This is a genomic window from Parazoarcus communis, assembly GCF_003111645.1.
GTDB lineage: Bacteria > Pseudomonadota > Gammaproteobacteria > Burkholderiales > Rhodocyclaceae > Parazoarcus > Parazoarcus communis_A.
Map to the genome: position 1 here is coordinate 2,183,051 of NZ_CP022187.1, position 16,714 is coordinate 2,199,764.

The 16,714-nt window shown below is 62.7% G+C and carries 18 protein-coding genes; 7 read left to right on the forward strand and 11 right to left on the reverse strand.

Going from position 1 to position 16,714, the window contains the following annotated elements:
* Nucleotides 1-30: 30 nt before the first annotated feature.
* A complete protein-coding gene (locus CEW83_RS09935) occupies nucleotides 31-1,599 on the reverse strand; it encodes a glycerol-3-phosphate dehydrogenase/oxidase (protein ID WP_108949197.1) in 1,569 nt (522 codons plus the stop codon).
* Nucleotides 1,596-3,086, reverse strand: a complete 1,491-nt coding sequence (gene glpK / locus CEW83_RS09940; RefSeq protein ID WP_108949198.1) for a glycerol kinase GlpK — start codon at nucleotides 3,084-3,086, stop codon at nucleotides 1,596-1,598. Before glpK ends, CEW83_RS09935 begins: the two co-directional genes overlap by 4 nt.
* 140 nt (nucleotides 3,087-3,226) lie before the next feature.
* On the opposite strand from glpK, the gene CEW83_RS09945 reads away from it, so the two are divergent.
* Genes CEW83_RS09945 through CEW83_RS09955 form a run of 3 tightly spaced genes read left to right on the forward strand, consistent with a single transcriptional unit; the run spans nucleotide 3,227 to nucleotide 5,349 of the window.
* Nucleotides 3,227-4,075: a DMT family transporter gene (locus tag CEW83_RS09945; protein WP_108951325.1), complete on the forward strand. Its 849-nt coding sequence runs from the start codon at nucleotides 3,227-3,229 to the stop codon at nucleotides 4,073-4,075.
* 57 nt (nucleotides 4,076-4,132) lie between these two features.
* Nucleotides 4,133-4,495 carry an STAS/SEC14 domain-containing protein gene (locus CEW83_RS09950; RefSeq protein ID WP_108949199.1) on the forward strand — a complete coding sequence of 121 codons (363 nt, stop codon included), beginning with the start codon at nucleotides 4,133-4,135 and terminating at the stop codon, nucleotides 4,493-4,495.
* Entirely contained in the window at nucleotides 4,492-5,349 is an 858-nt protein-coding gene (locus CEW83_RS09955; protein WP_108949200.1) for a sulfurtransferase, read from the forward strand. The genes CEW83_RS09950 and CEW83_RS09955 overlap by 4 nt, the downstream gene beginning before the upstream one ends.
* Nucleotides 5,350-5,355: 6 nt before the next feature.
* Here the strand turns inward: CEW83_RS09955 and murI are convergent, their stop codons facing one another.
* Both murI and tyrS read right to left on the reverse strand, forming a co-directional pair.
* A complete protein-coding gene (gene murI, locus CEW83_RS09960) occupies nucleotides 5,356-6,165 on the reverse strand; it encodes a glutamate racemase (RefSeq protein WP_108949201.1) in 810 nt (269 codons plus the stop codon).
* 43 nt (nucleotides 6,166-6,208) lie between these two features.
* The gene (gene tyrS / locus CEW83_RS09965; RefSeq protein ID WP_108951326.1) at nucleotides 6,209-7,405 is read right to left on the reverse strand and encodes a tyrosine--tRNA ligase; all 1,197 of its coding nucleotides are present in this window, start codon (nucleotides 7,403-7,405) and stop codon (nucleotides 6,209-6,211) included.
* A 79-nt stretch (nucleotides 7,406-7,484) separates the two neighbouring features.
* Here tyrS and CEW83_RS09970 point away from each other — a divergent pair, with 79 nt between their 5' ends.
* Nucleotides 7,485-8,813, forward strand: a complete 1,329-nt coding sequence (locus CEW83_RS09970) for a M23 family metallopeptidase (protein WP_108949202.1) — start codon at nucleotides 7,485-7,487, stop codon at nucleotides 8,811-8,813.
* A gap of 68 nt (nucleotides 8,814-8,881) precedes the next feature.
* Here the strand turns inward: CEW83_RS09970 and erpA are convergent, their stop codons facing one another.
* The 3 genes from erpA to rplM form a co-directional block, all read right to left on the reverse strand.
* Entirely contained in the window at nucleotides 8,882-9,232 is a 351-nt protein-coding gene (gene erpA / locus CEW83_RS09975) for an iron-sulfur cluster insertion protein ErpA (RefSeq protein WP_108949203.1), read from the reverse strand.
* A 340-nt stretch (nucleotides 9,233-9,572) separates the two neighbouring features.
* The gene (gene rpsI, locus CEW83_RS09980) at nucleotides 9,573-9,965 is read right to left on the reverse strand and encodes a 30S ribosomal protein S9 (RefSeq protein ID WP_108949204.1); all 393 of its coding nucleotides are present in this window, start codon (nucleotides 9,963-9,965) and stop codon (nucleotides 9,573-9,575) included.
* Nucleotides 9,966-9,976: 11 nt separating this feature from the next.
* The gene (gene rplM / locus CEW83_RS09985; protein ID WP_108949205.1) at nucleotides 9,977-10,405 is read right to left on the reverse strand and encodes a 50S ribosomal protein L13; all 429 of its coding nucleotides are present in this window, start codon (nucleotides 10,403-10,405) and stop codon (nucleotides 9,977-9,979) included.
* Nucleotides 10,406-10,960: 555 nt separating this feature from the next.
* Here rplM and CEW83_RS09990 point away from each other — a divergent pair.
* The gene (locus CEW83_RS09990; protein WP_108949206.1) at nucleotides 10,961-11,380 is read left to right on the forward strand and encodes an OsmC family protein; all 420 of its coding nucleotides are present in this window, start codon (nucleotides 10,961-10,963) and stop codon (nucleotides 11,378-11,380) included.
* A gap of 33 nt (nucleotides 11,381-11,413) precedes the next feature.
* Here the strand turns inward: CEW83_RS09990 and coq7 are convergent, their stop codons facing one another.
* The 3 genes from coq7 to CEW83_RS10005 all read right to left on the reverse strand — a co-directional run bounded on the left by coq7 (nucleotide 11,414) and on the right by CEW83_RS10005 (nucleotide 13,178).
* Nucleotides 11,414-12,034 (reverse strand): 2-polyprenyl-3-methyl-6-methoxy-1,4-benzoquinone monooxygenase, encoded by a 621-nt coding sequence (gene coq7 / locus CEW83_RS09995; RefSeq protein WP_108949207.1) that lies wholly within the window; start codon nucleotides 12,032-12,034, stop codon nucleotides 11,414-11,416.
* Nucleotides 12,034-12,585 (reverse strand): CNP1-like family protein, encoded by a 552-nt coding sequence (locus tag CEW83_RS10000; protein WP_234419050.1) that lies wholly within the window; start codon nucleotides 12,583-12,585, stop codon nucleotides 12,034-12,036. The genes coq7 and CEW83_RS10000 overlap by 1 nt, the downstream gene beginning before the upstream one ends.
* 65 nt (nucleotides 12,586-12,650) lie before the next feature.
* Nucleotides 12,651-13,178: an RNA pyrophosphohydrolase gene (locus CEW83_RS10005; protein ID WP_108949209.1), complete on the reverse strand. Its 528-nt coding sequence runs from the start codon at nucleotides 13,176-13,178 to the stop codon at nucleotides 12,651-12,653.
* Nucleotides 13,179-13,349: 171 nt separating this feature from the next.
* Here CEW83_RS10005 and CEW83_RS10010 point away from each other — a divergent pair, with 171 nt between their 5' ends.
* Entirely contained in the window at nucleotides 13,350-15,095 is a 1,746-nt protein-coding gene (locus tag CEW83_RS10010; protein ID WP_108949210.1) for a proline--tRNA ligase, read from the forward strand.
* 20 nt (nucleotides 15,096-15,115) lie between these two features.
* A complete protein-coding gene (locus CEW83_RS10015) occupies nucleotides 15,116-15,769 on the forward strand; it encodes a lytic transglycosylase domain-containing protein (protein ID WP_108949211.1) in 654 nt (217 codons plus the stop codon).
* 23 nt (nucleotides 15,770-15,792) lie between these two features.
* On the opposite strand, the gene CEW83_RS10020 is transcribed toward CEW83_RS10015, so the two are convergent.
* Entirely contained in the window at nucleotides 15,793-16,431 is a 639-nt protein-coding gene (locus CEW83_RS10020; protein WP_108949212.1) for a bactofilin family protein, read from the reverse strand.
* Nucleotides 16,432-16,714 lie beyond the last annotated feature (283 nt).

Sequence of the window (16,714 nt, forward strand, 5' to 3'; positions counted from 1 at the left end):
CCAGTCGCCGTGCGCACATCGGTTGGCGCGTCACGGGCCGACCTGATACTGCGCAGCCAGCGCCCTGAAGCGATCGACTTCTGCCGCGGCCCAGTCCGGCGCCCTTCCAAGCTCTTCGGCCAGAATCGCTGCAACCGCAGGTGCGGCGCGAACCGCCGCTTCAGCATCGAAGAACAGCGCCCGATGGCGACGGGCAAGGACATCTTCAACCGTGCGCGCGAATTCGGCGCGTGCAGCATATCGGACCTCGGCTTCGGTCAGCGTCAGCCCTTCTGCAAGGATGTTGTCCGCGCCGGGCAGGCGCAGCACGTCCTTGCGATCGAGCCCATAGACATCGCCATCACTCTTCTCCGGCGCACCATGCAAACGCAGACGGGCAGTCGCCGAAGAACGCTGCGGCAGCCCGCCAACCGGCTGTGCGGCATCGATTGCATCCTCGGCCATCACTCGATAAGTCGTCCATTTTCCACCGGTGACGCTGACCAGTCCCTCGGCCGAGACGTCCACAAGATGCTCACGTGACAACTGTCGCGTGGGGGAGTCACGGCCCCCTCCGATGAGGGGCCTCAGGCCGACGAAGACCGCGCGTACATCCGCACGGGATGGAGGGCGTTCAAGATAGCGTGCTGCGGTCTCCAGGATGAAGTCGATCTCGCCCGGCAGGGGCCGTGGCTCGAGAGGCAGATCGCTGCGCGGCGAGTCGGTGGTGCCCAGCAGCACCTTCCCCTGCCAGGGAATCATGAACAGCACGCGGCCATCGTCGGTATGCGGCACCAGCAGCGCGTCCTCACCGGGCAGGAACGCGCGATCCACGACCAGATGCACACCCTGACTGGGGCTGAGCATGTCATGGGCGTCAGCCCGCGCCAGGCGGCGCACGCTGTCGGCCCACACCCCGGACGCATTGATCACCACCCTGGCGCCAACGCGATATGCCTGCCCGCTCTCCACATCGCGCAGATCCACCCCGCAGACCTTCCCGCCTTCGATTGCAAGCCCCGTCGCGGCACAGTAATTCACTGCCAGACCGCCGAAATCGCCTACGGTGCGCGCCAGGGTCAGGGCCAGCCGCGCATCGTCGAACTGGGCGTCCCAGTAGGCGATTCCGCCGCGCAAACCATCACGCTTTACAGTGACCAGCGCGGCAAGCGTGTCGTCGACGTTCAGCACCTTGCTGCGGGCAATGCCGCGGCGGCCGGCCAGCAGGTCGTACAGGCCGAGCCCGGCCGCGAGCATCGGTTTGTCGTGCAGCCGGTATGCAGGCACGACAAAGCGCAGAGGATGGACCAGATGGGGGGCGTTCTCGAGCAGACGGGCGCGTTCGGCCAATGCTTCCCGCACCAGCGGCAGGTTGCCCTGCGCGAGATAGCGCACGCCGCCGTGAATCAGCTTGGTCGCACGCGAGCTCGTACCCTTGGCAAAATCCTCTGCATCCACGACCAGCACCGAATATCCGCGCGCGGCAGCGTCGACTGCGCAGCCCAGCCCGGTTGCCCCGCCGCCAATCACGACCACGTCCCATACTCTGGGCTCCGACAGCCGGACCAGCAAGGCCTGCCGCGCCCGTTCGGCCAGACCGCTCTTCGCCGACGCCGTCATGAATGCCCCCAACTGCGGACGCATGCAATGCCGTGCGCCCATGCGGTACGTCGTGCAAGCCGCCGATCCTCGGCAAGACCTGGCTCGAACACCCTGTCGACCTGCCACTGCCGGCTAAGCGCATCGGTGTCAGGCCAGACGCCCACACCGAGTCCGGCGAGATAGGCCGCGCCCAGCGTCGTGGTCTCGAGCATTTTCGGACGCACGACCGGCACCCCCAGGAGGTCGGCCTGCATCTGCATCAGCAAGTCGTTGGCGGCCGCGCCACCATCGACCCGCAGTTCGCACAGCGGGCTTGCACCGTCGAGCTGCATCGCTTCAACCAGATCCAGAGTCTGCATCGCGATCGCCTCCAGCGCGGCGCGCGCCACGTGCGCGGCCCCCGTTCCGCGCGTGAGCCCGAGCAAGGTGCCACGGGCGTTCGGATCCCAGTAAGGCGCGCCAAGACCGGTAAACCCAGGAATCATGACGACGCCACCGCTGTCCGGCACACTGCCGGCCAGGGTTTCGATGTCCGCCGAGTCCTTGATCAGGCCAAGTGAGTCGCGCAGCCATTGCACGATGGCGCCGCCCATGAACACACTGCCCTCGAGCGCATAGATCGGCGGCCCGTCGCCCGACCAGCCAATCGTGGTCAGCAGGCGATGGGTGGAAACCACTGCCTCGGTGCCCGTGTTCATCAGCAGGAAACAGCCCGTGCCATAGGTGTTCTTGGCCATGCCCGGGGCAAAGCAGCACTGCCCGAAGGTCGCGGCCTGCTGGTCGCCGCCGATTCCGGCAATCGGGATCGAAGCGCCGAACACATCGGGGTCGGTCTCGCCGCACACACCGATACTGTCCACGACACGCGGCAACACCGACGCCGGAATCCCGAAGCCTTCAAGCAGGCCTTCGTCCCAGGTCCGGGAATGGATGTCGAACAACAGGGTGCGTGCCGCGTTGCCCGGATCCGTCAGATGCAGTCTTCCACCGGTGAGATGCCAGATCAGCCAGCTGTCGATGGTTCCGAACGCGAGTTCACCGCGCTCGGCCCGTTCGCGGGCACCCGGCACGTGATCCAGGAGCCAGGCCAGTTTGGTCGCTGAAAAATAGGGGTCAAGCTCAAGCCCGGTGCGGGCGCGAACATCCTCGCTCCAGCCGCGTGCGCGCAAGGTCTCGCAGCGATCGGCCGTGCGCCTGTCCTGCCATACGATCGCAGGCGCGACCGCCCGCCCGTCGCTGCGCGACCACAGCACCGTGGTCTCGCGCTGATTCGCGATCCCGATCGCGGCAATCTCGCTCGCCGTCAGTTTCGCGTTCTCGAGCGCAGCTCGTGCGCAGTCAAACTGGGATTGCAGGATCTCGTGCGCGTCATGCTCAACCCAGCCCGGTTGCGGAAAATGCTGAGCAAACTCCAGCTGGGCATGACCGCACACCCGTCCCTCCGCATCGAAGACCATCGCGCGCGAACTGGTCGTTCCCTGATCCAGGGCAAGAACATGTGCCATTGGCGACTCCCGGGCAGAATTCAGACAAAGCGTAGCCCCTCAGGGACAAACTGACCAGCGCCCGGCGCAATCCGCGCCCGTCGGCACGCGCAGGTGTGGTTCAATGCGCCCCTCATACATTGCAACGCAGCATCAAGGCCATGCCCGCCATCTGGATGATCATCGCCAGCTTTCTCTTCGCCTGCATGGGCGTTTGCGTAAAGCTGGGTGCCGATCAGTTCTCCACCGGAGAGCTGGTTTTCTACCGTGGGGCGCTGAACATCGTGATGATGACCATTGCCTCGCGCATGACCCACATCGCGCTCAGCACCCCGCACTGGCGCATGCAGCTGTCACGCAGCCTGTCGGGCTCGCTCGCGCTGATGTGCTACTTCTTCACCATCGGCGTCCTGCCGCTGGCAACCGCGGCCACCCTGAGCTACACGTCGCCGATGTTCGTCGCCATCCTGCTGATCCTGCTTTTCGGCGAACGACTCCGGTTTGCGGTCGCGGTCGCGCTGCTGGCAGGCTTCGCGGGCGTCGTCCTGCTGCTGCGCCCCACCCTGCAGCCGGGTCAGTGGCTTGGCGCGATTACGGGCCTGGGCGCGGGGATGATTTCCAGTCTGGCTTACATCAGCGTGCGTGAGCTGGGCAAGGCCGGCGAGCCCGAGATCCGCACGGTATTCTGGTTTTCCTGCGTGACCACGGTGCTCGGCGGGGTCTGGGCCCTGACCGGCGAACTGCATCGACCCGATGCGGGCGGGCTCGCCATTCTGCTCGGCATCGGCCTGTTTGGCGGACTCGCCCAACTGGCGATGACGCGCTCCTACCGCTTCGGCAAGACGGTCGTCTCGGCCGCGCTCAGCTACAGCACGGTCATTTTCGCGAGCCTTTTCGGCATGGCGATCTGGGACGAGACGCATCCCCCTTCGGCCTGGCTCGCGATCGCACTGATCATCGTCAGCGGTCTCATGGTTTCCTTCGCATCGCGGCGCAGGGCCGACGATTGAGCCCGACAGCGGCGAGGGCTATAGTAGGCACACAAGCACAACAGCACGGAGGCCGTCATGATCAGCACCGACCACAAGGGCAATCTGGTAGCAGTGACCGTATTCGGCGAATTTACCCTGGCCGACTATCGCGAGTTCGAGGAACTGGTGAACTACAAGATCCAGTTTGTCGGAACAGTGGATTTGCTGTTCGACCTGCGGGAGATGGCGGGCTTCACGCTTGACCTGGCCTGGGAAGAGATCAAGTTCTCGCGCGAGCATGCGCACGACTTCCGCCGCATCGCGATTCTCACCGACGACCAGTGGGTGACCTGGAGCGCATGGATTTCCCAGCTCTTCGTCGATGCCGAAGTACAGGTCTTCAGTTCGGACGAGGACGCCCGCGCCTGGCTCGGCGTTGCGGCTGAGGCCACCCCGTGAGTGCCTCCTATTCGGCACTGATCGGCGCACGAGACCTGGCCGAACGCATTCACGACCCGGACTGGGTCATCTTCGACTGCCGGTCCGACCTTGCCAACCCGGATTTCGGCCGCGACGCCTATGCAAGCGGCCATATTCCGGGGGCTTTCTTCATGGATCTCGATGAAGATCTCAGCGGCCCCAAGACGGGCACCAACGGACGCCACCCCCTGCCCGATCCCGCAGCCCTTGCCGCCCGCCTCGAGGCCTGCGGCGTAGGCAACCATACCCAGGTCGTGGCTTACGACGACGCTGGCGGCATGTATGCCGCACGCCTGTGGTGGATGCTGCGCTGGCTTGGACACCACCGTGTTGCCGTGCTCGACGGTGGCCTGCAGGCGTGGTGCAGCGAATCCCAGGCGTTGAGCGCTGCAATTCCGGAAGCGCACCCGACACCATCCTACTCCCTGTGCCTGCAGCCCTGCCGCGTCGACGTCGACACGGTTCTGGCGCATCTCGGCCAGCCAGACATGCTGCTGATCGACGCGCGCAGTCCGGACCGCTTCCGTGGCGAAAACGAAACCCGCGATCCTGTCGGCGGACATATCCCAGGAGCGGTCAACCGTTTCTTCGGCGACAACCTCGACACCCGGGGCTGCTTCAGGGATTCGCAGACGCTGAGAGCGGAGTTCGAAGCGCTGCTCGACGGCCGCGACCCTTCCGAAGTCGTTCATCAGTGCGGCTCCGGCGTCACCGGCTGCCACAATCTGCTCGCCATGGAAGCCGCGGGCCTGTCCGGCTCGCGCCTTTACGCCGGCTCGTGGAGCGAATGGTGCGCCGATCCGAAACGGCCAGTCGCAACCGGGCCGGCCTGAGCCCGCCTACCAGTCAATACGCTCCACCAGCCCGAGCGAACGCCCGAGAAAGCGTTCGCCGATGGTCTGAAAGCGCAAGGGAACATCGGTCACCACGTAGCGGTAGCTGGCCGGGCGCCTGCCCACATGAGCCAGCCCTTCGGCATGCAGGCAGCGGGCCGCGAGCTCGGCCGTCGTGACCGCGGAATCGATCAGACGCACCCCCTCCCCGACCACATCGCGCAGCAAAGGCTTGAGCAGGGGGTAGTGCGTGCAGCCGAGGACGAGGCTGTCCACCTCTTCCGCCAGCACCGGACGCAGATACTCCTGCGCCGTCATGCGCGTGACCGGGTGCTCCAGCCAGCCCTCCTCCACCAGCGGCACGAACAGCGGACAGGCTTGCGAATACACCCGCACCCCGGAGTCGAGCGCGTGCATCCGCACCGCGTAGGCGTTGCTGTTGATCGTCGTCGGCGTACCGATCACGCCGATCCTGCCGGCGGGCGAGGCTGCGACCGCGGCCTGCGCCCCGGCCTCGATGACGTTGATGACCGGAATGCCGCCGGCACGCTCGGCCACCACGTGTGCCGCTACGGCGGCCATCGTGTTGCACGCGACGATCAGCATCTTCACATCCTGCTGCAGCAGAAAGTCGGTGATCTGTCCGGTGAAGTGCTCGATCGTCGCCACCGACTTGACCCCGTAGGGTACCCGGGCGGTATCGCCGAAATAGACGATGCTCTCCAGTGGCAGGCGCTCCATCAGCGCCCGCACCACGGTCAGCCCACCCACGCCGGAGTCGAACACGCCGATGGGCCGCGTTGCATCCGCCCTCATGCGGCCCCCGCCAGGGCATGCATGCCTGCCCGACCCGGATCCTTCATTCGAGCACGACGGCAGCAAACTTGCGCTTGCCGACCTGCAGCACCACGGTTTCGCCCGCGAGCAGCACCAGTCCCTTGTCGGCGACGCGTTCCCCGTTGAGCCGCACCGCCCCCTGATCGATCATCCGCATTGCCTCGGACGTCGTTCCGGTCAGGCCCGCCTGCTTGACCACCTGGAACACCGGCAGGCCCTCTCCCACGACCACCCTGACCTCCGGAAGATCGTCGGGAATCGCATTGCGCTGGAAGCGTGCCTCGAAGTCGCTCAGCGCATCTTCGGCGGCCTGCTGACCATGGAAGCGGGCGACCAGCTCCTGCGCCAGCATCACTTTCACGTCGCGCGGATTCCGACCCTCGTCGATCGAACGCCGAAGGCCTGCGATATCGGCAGTGGAACGGAAGGACAACAGATCGAAGTAACGCCACATCAAGGTGTCCGACACCGACATCGTCTTGCCGAAGATTTCCTTCGGCGCCTCGGCAATGCCGATGTAGTTGCCGAGCGACTTCGACATCTTGTTCACACCGTCCAGGCCCTCGAGCAGCGGCATCATCACGACGCACTGCGGCGACTGCCCGTGACCCTTCTGCAACTCACGCCCCATCAGCAGGTTGAAGCGCTGGTCCGTACCGCCAAGCTCCACATCGGCCTTCATGGCCACGGAGTCGTAACCCTGACACAAGGGATACAGGAATTCGTGAATCGCAATCGGCTGATTGTTCGCGTAGCGCTTGGAAAAGTCTTCTCGCTCAAGCATGCGCGCAACCGTCTGCTGCGCAGCGAGGCGAATCATCCCGGCCGAGCCGAGACCTTCCATCCATGCAGAGTTAAAGCAGATCTCGGTCCGTTCGGGATCCAGAATCTTGAAGACCTGCTCCTGATAGGTCTTGGCATTCTCCAGGATCTGTTCCCGCGACAGCGGCGGCCGCGTGCTGTTCTTGCCGCTGGGGTCACCGATCATCCCTGTGAAGTCACCAATCAGGAACATGACTTGATGCCCGAGCTCCTGAAAGTGCCTCAGCTTGTTGATCAGCACCGTATGCCCAAGGTGCAAGTCAGGCGCGGTCGGATCGAAACCTGCCTTGACCCGCAAAGGCCGTCCGCTTTTGAGCTTTTCAACGAGTTCGCTTTCAATCAGCAACTCGTCGACTCCCCGCTTGATCAGCTCGATCGCGGCCTGCACATCACTCATCATGTATCTCCAGTCATTCGTTCACCGGCCTGCTGCAAATCTTTGTTAAACTCGAAAAAGTTTTTGCCCGGGTCAAATCATGCAGGTCAGAAAAACCACGATTCTAGCCGAACTGCCGTCCAAGCTCCTCAGCCGTAAGCGTCCGTGGCTCATCGCAGGCGTCGCTGGCGTCTCGCTCCTCGGCGTCGTGGCAGCCACCGCAGTCGTCCCGCAAACCTCCCCCGCTGCGCCATTCATCGCCAGCACTGTGGTCGAGGACATTGCGATCGCGCCGGTCAGCGTCGCTGCCGCACACACGCTGCCCTACGTTCACGACGACAGAATTCAGCCAGGCGACACGCTTCCCGCAATCTTCCGACGCCTTGGCATCGACGACAGCGAAGCGCTCTCCTTCATCCTGAACGACGAGGCAGGCTCACAGGCACTCCGTCAGCTGCGCGCAGGCCGCTCGATGACCGCCATGGTCACGCCCGATGGCAAGGTGCTGTCCATCAGCCTGCCGCTGAGCGGCGGCCGCTACACCATCGAACGCGATCAGGCGGGCCAGAACTTCGAGGTCCGCAGCGAGGAAAGCACTGCGGTCGAGACGATTGTCGAAATGCGTACCGGCACCATTCGCCACTCGCTTTTCGGTGCTACCGATGAAGCCGGACTTCCGGACAGCGTCGCCAGCAAGCTGGTGGACCTGTTCGGCACCGAGATCGACTTCCATACCGATCTGCGCAAGGGCGACAGCTTCAGCGTGGTGTACGAAACCATCTACGACGAAGGCTCGAGCATCCGTTCGGGCCGCGTGCTTGCGGCCGAGTTCATCAATCAGGGCAAGCGCCACGTCGTGGTGCTGCATGACACCGCGAACGGCAAGGAACAGTACTACTCGGGTGACGGGCACAGCCTGCGGCAGGGCTTCCTGCGCTCGCCCCTTGAGTTCTCCCGCGTCACCTCGGGCTTCGGCCGCCGCCTGCATCCGATTCACAAGAGCTGGCGCGCGCACAAGGGCGTCGATTTCGGCGCACCGCGAGGCACCCCGGTCAAGGCCACATCTGACGGCGTCGTCGCCTTTGCCGGCAAGCAGGGTGGCTACGGCAACATCGTGATTCTCCGCCACCGCGGCAAGCTCACCACTGCCTACGCCCACCTCAACAATTTCAGCCGCAACCTGAAGCCGGGAATGGCAGTCGACCAGGGTGACGTCATCGGCTTCGTCGGCTCCACCGGATGGGCGACCGGCCCCCACCTGCACTACGAAGTGCGCGTGGACAATGTCGCACACGACCCCATGAAGATCGCCCTCCCGGCCGCGGACGCACTGGAAGGAAAAGAACTCGCTCGCTTCAAGCGCAATGCCGAGCCTCTGCTGCAGCGCATCGCACTGCTCAACTACAAGGCAACGGTCGCAAGCCGCTGAAAGCCGGCACGCAGTAAAAAAAATGGGGCGCCAAGGCGCCCCATTTTTTTTCATCCCGACCAGATCAATCAGGCCGAGAACGAAGACCCACAACCGCAGGTGCTGGTTGCATTCGGGTTACGAATGACAAACTGCGACCCTTCGAGGCCTTCCGTGTAATCGATTTCAGCACCGACAAGGTACTGGTAACTCATCGGGTCAACCAGCAGCATCACGCCATTCTTCTCGAACGTCGTGTCATCCTCATTCACTTCCTCATCGAAAGTGAAACCGTACTGGAAGCCGGAGCAACCACCACCGCTCACAAACACGCGAAGCTTGAGCGAAGGGTTGCCCTCTTCTTCGATCAGCTCGCGCACCTTGCCGGCTGCGTTATCGGTAAATACCAGGATGTCCGGGGTTTCAACTTCAGCGTTCATGTTCTCTCCTCTGTCAAGGGCAGGGGGCGATGATGCGCCATCCGCCCTCCCACGTCAAAGTCGGATCATCTCCGACCGTACAAGTTCCCAGATGGGCCGACGCAAACCGTGTCAGGAGCGGGCATTGCAGACATGATGCATGTGCGCCAAATTCCCGACCACAGCCGCTTCACGGGGCTGTCGATCACCGACACTAGCACAAGCACGTCCGCTTTGCGCATACCGGACCGCCAGCCAACTCCGAGTCGATGCGCGCAGCCCTGACAACTCTCCGTCCGGAAAGCCCGGAAATGCAAAAAGCCGCCCCAGGGGACGGCTTCTCGTGCAGCACAAAACGCGATTAGCGCTTCGAGAACTGCTTGGCGCGACGTGCTTTACGCAGGCCGACTTTCTTACGCTCGACTTCACGTGCATCGCGAGTCACCAGGCCTGCGGTACGCAGATCCGGCTTCAGGTCGGCACTGTAATCGATCAGCGCACGGGTGATGCCGTGACGCACGGCACCTGCCTGACCGGACTCACCACCGCCAACCACGTTGACCATGATGTCAAAGCGATCTTCGTTGCCGGTAAGCACCAGCGGCTGACGCACGATCATGCGGCCGGTTTCACGGGAAAAGAACTCATCAACGGGCTTGCCATTGACGACGATGTTGCCGGAGCCCGGCTTGATGAATACACGGGCGACCGCGGTCTTGCGGCGACCGGTACCGTAGTTGTAAGTCACAGCCATTTATGGCTCCTTCAGATCTCGAGAACTTTCGGCTGCTGGGCGGCATGCGGGTGCTCGGCACCGGCATAGCACTTCAGCTTCTTCAGCATGGCATAACCCAGCGGACCCTTCGGCAGCATGCCTTTCACGGCTTTTTCCAGCACGCGCTCGGGGAAGCGCTGCTGCAGCTTGGTGAAGTTGGTCTCGTAGATACCGCCCGGGTAGCCGGAGTGGCGATAATACTTCTTGTCCAGCGCCTTGTTGCCGGTCACGCGCAGCTTCTCGACGTTCACGACGACAATGAAGTCACCGGTATCGATGTGCGGCGTGTAAATGGACTTGTGCTTGCCACGCAGGCGGCGGGCCACTTCGGAAGCAAGACGGCCAAGCACCTTGTCCGTGCCGTCGACAACGAACCAGTCGCGCTGTACTTCGTGCGGCTTGGCAGAAAACGTTTTCATTTGAAACCTCGATCTTGTCAGGCCTGGCGTGCCGGCCACCAAACGGAAAGCTCGAAATCATAGACCCTTCCCGTACCTCATGTCAATGAGAACACGCGAAAGAAATCCGGCACAACATCCAGGACCGAGCGTAGAAAAAAAAACGCAGCCCCTGGGGGACTGCGTTAAATCCACACCAAAGGAGGAGGGTGGAGGAGACACTGATTTGGATCGCTGGCTGCTGTTCGCAACACGTTTCCGATCCGACTGAGGCGAATTATCCAGAAAGACCTACACGCGGGCAAGCATTATTTGTGCGCCGCACTACAAATGTTTTGATTGATTTATAAATTTACTCTATGCGGACTCTAGCATATGTTTTCAAACAGATTTTTCACACAAATGAGCGCCCCGGAGGCTCCGTTTATTCCATTCAAGTAAATATCAAACCACCGTCATTGTGCACCGCACAATACATGCACATCAAGCTATACAGCGCCACCCCTGCTCTTCGGTAGAATCCTGCAAACTTTGCATCCCCGCCCAACCTTCAACCTCCCAAGGAGAGCTTCAACAATGGAATGCACCATCAAATGGGTCGATGGCATGAGCTTCAGAGCCGAAACCGGCAGCGGCCACCTGATCAACATGGACGGCGCACCGGACGCAGGGGGACGTAATCTTGCACCACGCCCGATGGAATTGATGCTCGCCGGCGCAGGCGGATGTACCGCCTTTGACGTCGTGCTGATTCTCAAGCGCGGCCGTCAGGACATTCGCGACTGCGCTGTCCGGCTGGAAGCCGATCGTGCCGATACCGACCCCAAGGTCTTTACCCGCATCCGCTTTCATTACACGGTGACCGGCAAGAACCTGAAGCCCGAAAGCGTCGAGCGCGCAATCCACCTTTCGGCAGAAAAGTACTGCTCGGCATCGATCATGCTCGGCAAGACCGCCGAGATCACGCACGAATGGACGATCGTCGAAGCAGAATGATTCGACGCACGGAGGGCGCCAGGCGCCCTCCTCTCAAACGCGGTAGACCGTTTCGGTCATCACCCGCGAGAACAGCCTCATCAGCCCCTTGACGGGCGCCGGGAGCTCATTGGCCCCAAGCCGGACTGCCGTGTTGGCGTGACTGATTTCATCCGCCTTCATCTGCTCGACAATCGCGCGTGACTTGCGATCTTCGGCGGGAAGGCGCTCCAGGTGTCCGTGGAGGTGAGACTCGACCTGGCGCTCGGTCTCCGCCAGGAAGCCGAGATTCCAGCGATCGCCAAAGCGCCCCGCCAGCATGCCGACAGCAAGCGAGCTGCCATACCAAAGGGGGTTGAGCAGACTCTTGCGCCCGCCGAGTTCGGCGATGCGCTGTTCGGTCCAGGCGAGGTGCTCAGTCTCTTCCTGGGAGGCCTGCTCAAGCGCCTTCCTGATCGATTCGTCCTTGGACATCAGTGCCTGCCCCTGGTAGAGGGCCTGCGCGCAGATCTCGCCACAGTGATTGACACGCATCAGCGCGGCGGCATGACGCTTCTCGTCTTCGTCAAGCGGCGCATCGGGCAGATCATTGCCCGGCACCGGCCTGACGGTCATTGCCGGCGCGAAGACCGTTCGCAGCGCCTTGTCGAAATGAATGATGGCCTGATCGAGCATTACCTGCCTCCCTGCATCGGACTCGCCACCGTCCCGTAGCCGGATTTCAGGCGGCGCAGCACTTCATCGACACTGCGCGGGGGAGCGGGCCCGTCGCAGAACAGTTCGTAGGCCAGCGCAGCACGCGGACGGTTGTAGGTGTTGTCGAGGATCGGAGCCCATTCGCTCCCCTTGACCGGCACCCACTCGCCATTCTTGCTGGCACTGGCATAGATCCGGCGCTCGTTGGTGTTGCAGCGGATACCCTCGAACGTGACGTTTTCGGCACCACCCGGCGTGCGAATCACCAGCACATAGCGCACGATCTGATCGGCCCCGACGGTGAGTGTGTCGCGGTCGAACATGAAGCGATTCGGCGACGACGCACTGACGAAGAACTCCTGCAGGCTGGCCTCGGCAGGCGCAGCCGGCATGACGACATCACCTTCCTTCCAGTTGGCGACCCGATCCTCGAACGCTTCCTGCGCAAATGCACTCGAGGAGGCCAGCGCAGACAGCAGTACTGGCGTCACCAGCCTGTTCAGCATGCGACGCACATTACGGAGATTCAAGACAATAGCTCCCGTTGCGAGGCCGGTGGCCCCGATCTGCAAGATGAACGACGAGCACCTCCGCCTCAGGCGGAAGGTCCTTCGTCAAGCCGGTAGGCATCGGGCAGTTCGAAAGAGCGGGCGCGAAACAGCACTCTGGACAGTTCCGTCAGCGCCAGTTGGTACACTTGACGCTTGAACTCGATGACCGCATCGAGCGGAACCCAGAAGTCGTTCCAACGCCAGGCATCGAACTCCGGATGAGTACTGGCGCGCAGGCATACATCCGTATCACGCCCAACCAGTCGCAGCAGAAACCAGATCTGTTTCTGTCCGCGATAGGTGTTGCGCCATTCCCGCTTTATCCAGTGCTTGGGAACGTCATAGCGCAACCAGCCGCGCGTGCGGCCGAGGATCTTGACGTGCTCGGGGCGCAAGCCGACCTCCTCGAACAATTCCCGATACATGGCCTGCTCCGGCGTTTCGCCGTGCTTGATGCCACCTTGAGGGAACTGCCACGAGTGCTCACGAATGCGCTTACCCCAAAACACCTCATTACGCGTGTTGACCAGGATGATGCCGACGTTCGGGCGATAGCCTTCACGATCGAGCATGATCAAACCTTCAATTTGGCTTAGTTGACACGGATTTTTCCACACTTGCGACCACTTTGAAAGCACGCCCCATCCGTCGTTCCCGGCAATCGACTTGGCGGGACCTCCGCACCCCGGTGCCGGCATACGCTAGAATTCGCAGATTCGACACTACAATCCGACGAAATTCCCATGCGCGCCAGCCAGTTTCATCTGTTCACCCTCAAGGAAGCCCCTTCAGACGCCGAAGTCGTCAGCCAGAAGCTGATGCTGCGCGCAGGCATGATCCGCAAGGTCGCCGCGGGCATCTACAACTACATGCCGATGGGCCTGCGTTCGATTCGCAAGGTGGAGGCCATCATCCGCGACGAGCTCGATCGCGCAGGGGCAATGGAAGTGGTGATGCCGATCGTGCAGCCTGCCGAGCTGTGGCAGGAGACAGGTCGCTGGGACAAGATGGGTCCGGAGATGCTGCGCTTCAAGGACCGTCACGATCGCGACTTCGCCATGCAGCCGACTTCGGAAGAGGTGGTGACCGATATCGCCCGCCAGGAACTGAAGAGCTACCGTCAGCTGCCGAAGAACTTCTACCAGATTCAGACCAAGTTCCGCGACGAGCGCCGCCCCCGATTCGGCGTGATGCGTGGCCGTGAATTCGTGATGAAGGACGCCTATTCCTTCGACCGCGATGCGGAAGCAGCCGGTCGCAGTTACGACAACATGTACGCGACGTACTGCCGCATCTTCGACCGCATCGGCCTCGAGTACCGTGCTGTTGCGGCCGACACCGGCGCCATCGGCGGCGATCGCTCGCACGAGTTCCAGGTGATTGCAGATACCGGCGAAGACGCCATCGTCTATTGCCCGGACTCCGACTACGCGGCCAACATCGAACTTGCCGAGGCGCTCGCGCTGCAGGCTGTTCGCGGCGAGGCGCGGGTCGCGCTCGAGAAGACACCGACGCCGGGCAAGGCGACCTGTGCCGATGTCGCCGACCTGCTGCAGGTTGGGCTCGACACGACGGTCAAATCGCTCGTACTGGCAAGCGATGAAACCGACGACAAGGGCGAAGTGGTCAAGACTACCTTGTGGCTGCTGCTGGTTCGCGGAGACCACTCGCTCAATGAAGTGAAGGCCGGAAAGATCGAAGGACTGGGGAGCGATTTCCGCTTCGCGACCGAGACCGAGATCATCGAGCACTTCGGCTGCAAACCCGGCTACCTCGGCCCGATCGGGCTCAGAAAGCCTGTCCGCGTTGTTGCCGACCGCAGCGTTGCCAACATGGCCGACTTCATCTGCGGTGCCAACGAGGAAGACTTCCACTACACCGGCGTGAACTGGGGGCGCGACCTGCCCGAACCCGATTTCGTTGCCGACATCCGCAACGTGGTCGAGGGCGACCCCTCACCCGACGGCAAGGGTGTGCTCGCCATCCAGCGCGGCATCGAGGTGGGCCATGTGTTCTATCTCGGCAACAAGTATTCGAAGGCCATGAATGCGAGCTTCCTCGATATCGACGGCAAGCCGAAGCACTTCGAGATGGGCTGCTACGGCATCGGGGTGACCCGCATTATCGGCGCTGCCATCGAGCAGAATCACGATGAGCGCGGAATCATCTGGCCAGCCGCCATCGCACCGTTCGAGGTGGTGATCTGCGGCGTCGGCTGGGGCAAGTCCGAACTCGTGCGCGACGAAGCGACCCGGCTCTACGAAACGCTGAAGAGTGCAGGCATCGACGTGATCCTCGACGATCGCGACGAACGTCCGGGCGTCATGTTTGCCGACTGGGAGCTGATCGGTGTGCCGCACCGGGTCACGATCGGTGACCGCGGACTGAAGGAAGGCATGGTCGAGTACCAGACCCGCCGAGACGGCGAGCAACACAAGCTCGCGCCCGCAGACATCGCCGCCCACGTCATCGCTCAGCTGCGCGCCTGAGCCGGCCAGCACCCTAGCTCATGACAGCCCCCCGCCCGTTCCGGAACACGCGCCGTCTGCTGGGGGCTGTGCTGCTGTCGCTTGCTGCGAGCCAGGCGTTTGCAGGCGCGCAGCAGTACGAACCGCTCGCGGCGAGCGTGCGCGCAGCCCTGCATGAAGCGGTCAGTGACGCCGCCCCGCCCACGCTGCCGATCGGCGACGCAGGCGAACGCGCCCGCTGGCTGAGCGACATGTCGCGCAGGCTGGAGAAACGCATCCCCGACGAGAACTACCGCACCGAACTGCTCACGTCGATTCATTACGAAGCGACGCGAGCAGGGCTTGACCCGCAGATGGTGCTCGGTCTGATTCAGGTCGAAAGCAACTTCCGCAAATACGCGATCTCGTCTGCGGGTGCGAGGGGTTTCATGCAGGTCATGCCGTTCTGGCTGAAGGTCATCGGGCGCGAAGACGACAACCTGTTCCACCTGCGCACGAACCTGCGCTACGGCTGCACCATTCTTCGCCACTATCTCGACATCGAGAAAGGCGACCTCTATCGCGCCCTGGGGCGGTACAACGGCAGCCTGGGCAAACCGACCTACCCCAACCTGGTGCGCACGGCCTGGGAGCGCCACTGGTCGTGGACACCCACACGCCTTGCGGCCGGCGAGGGCGCGGTAAAGCCCAACTGACTACCGCGCCCGACGGCGCGCACTCAGCCAGCCACGGCCGTCAGCGACTTCACCTCGGGACTCGAGGTCGAGGTCGAGCCTGAAGACTTGTCCTGCGGACGCTGCTCGGACTTCGCTGCAGCTGCAAGCGGCTGAACATCGCCCGACACTTCACCGCCTTCTTCGATCAGGATCCGACCATAGCGGATCTTGCCGCTGACACGGCCGGTGGAATGAATGAACAACTGCTCGCGAGCGGTCAACTCACCGTCGAACACGCCGTGAATCTCGGCGATGTCGATTCCAACCTTGCCACTGAAGGCGCCCGCTTCGGCGATGCGGATCACCCGGCTGTCCATCGTTGCCTCGACGCGGCCCTCGACCACCAGCGTATCGCAATCGAGAATCTCGGCGCCCTTGAGCTTGACGTCAGGACCGACGATCAAACGGCTGCCACTGCCCGTCGCCTCCGCCGCGCTTGCGCCCCCATCGGCCCGGTTTACGTCCTGATCCACAGGCTTCGACACACTGTCGGGTGCAGGCGACACCGTACTCGGCGATGTGCTCGCGCCGGAAGACGTCGTGCTCGTCGTGAGCGCCGGCGAAGTACTGCCGACAGGCCTCGAACTGCGACCTACAGCGGGTTCGGATGATTTGGGGAACATGCTGGGCTTGTTGAACATGGCATCTCCTGATTGAGGCGACGCTCCGGAATGGAGCATCAAGGCAGCGTAATGCAAGCACCGTACCCGGCAGGAAAAAGCCTTACACGACAATAACCTGAAGAATGGCGACGTGCGGAATCTCTCCGCCCCCCCGCGCGACACATCAAAATGTGTCGCCATCAGGCGACAGCGGCCGGCACCAAAGACCGAATGGCTTGCTGCAAATGCACTTCCCGATGTCGTGAAACGGCGACGCCCCGGCATTGAAACATCATCTTGCACTTGCTTACCGGAGGCAGCC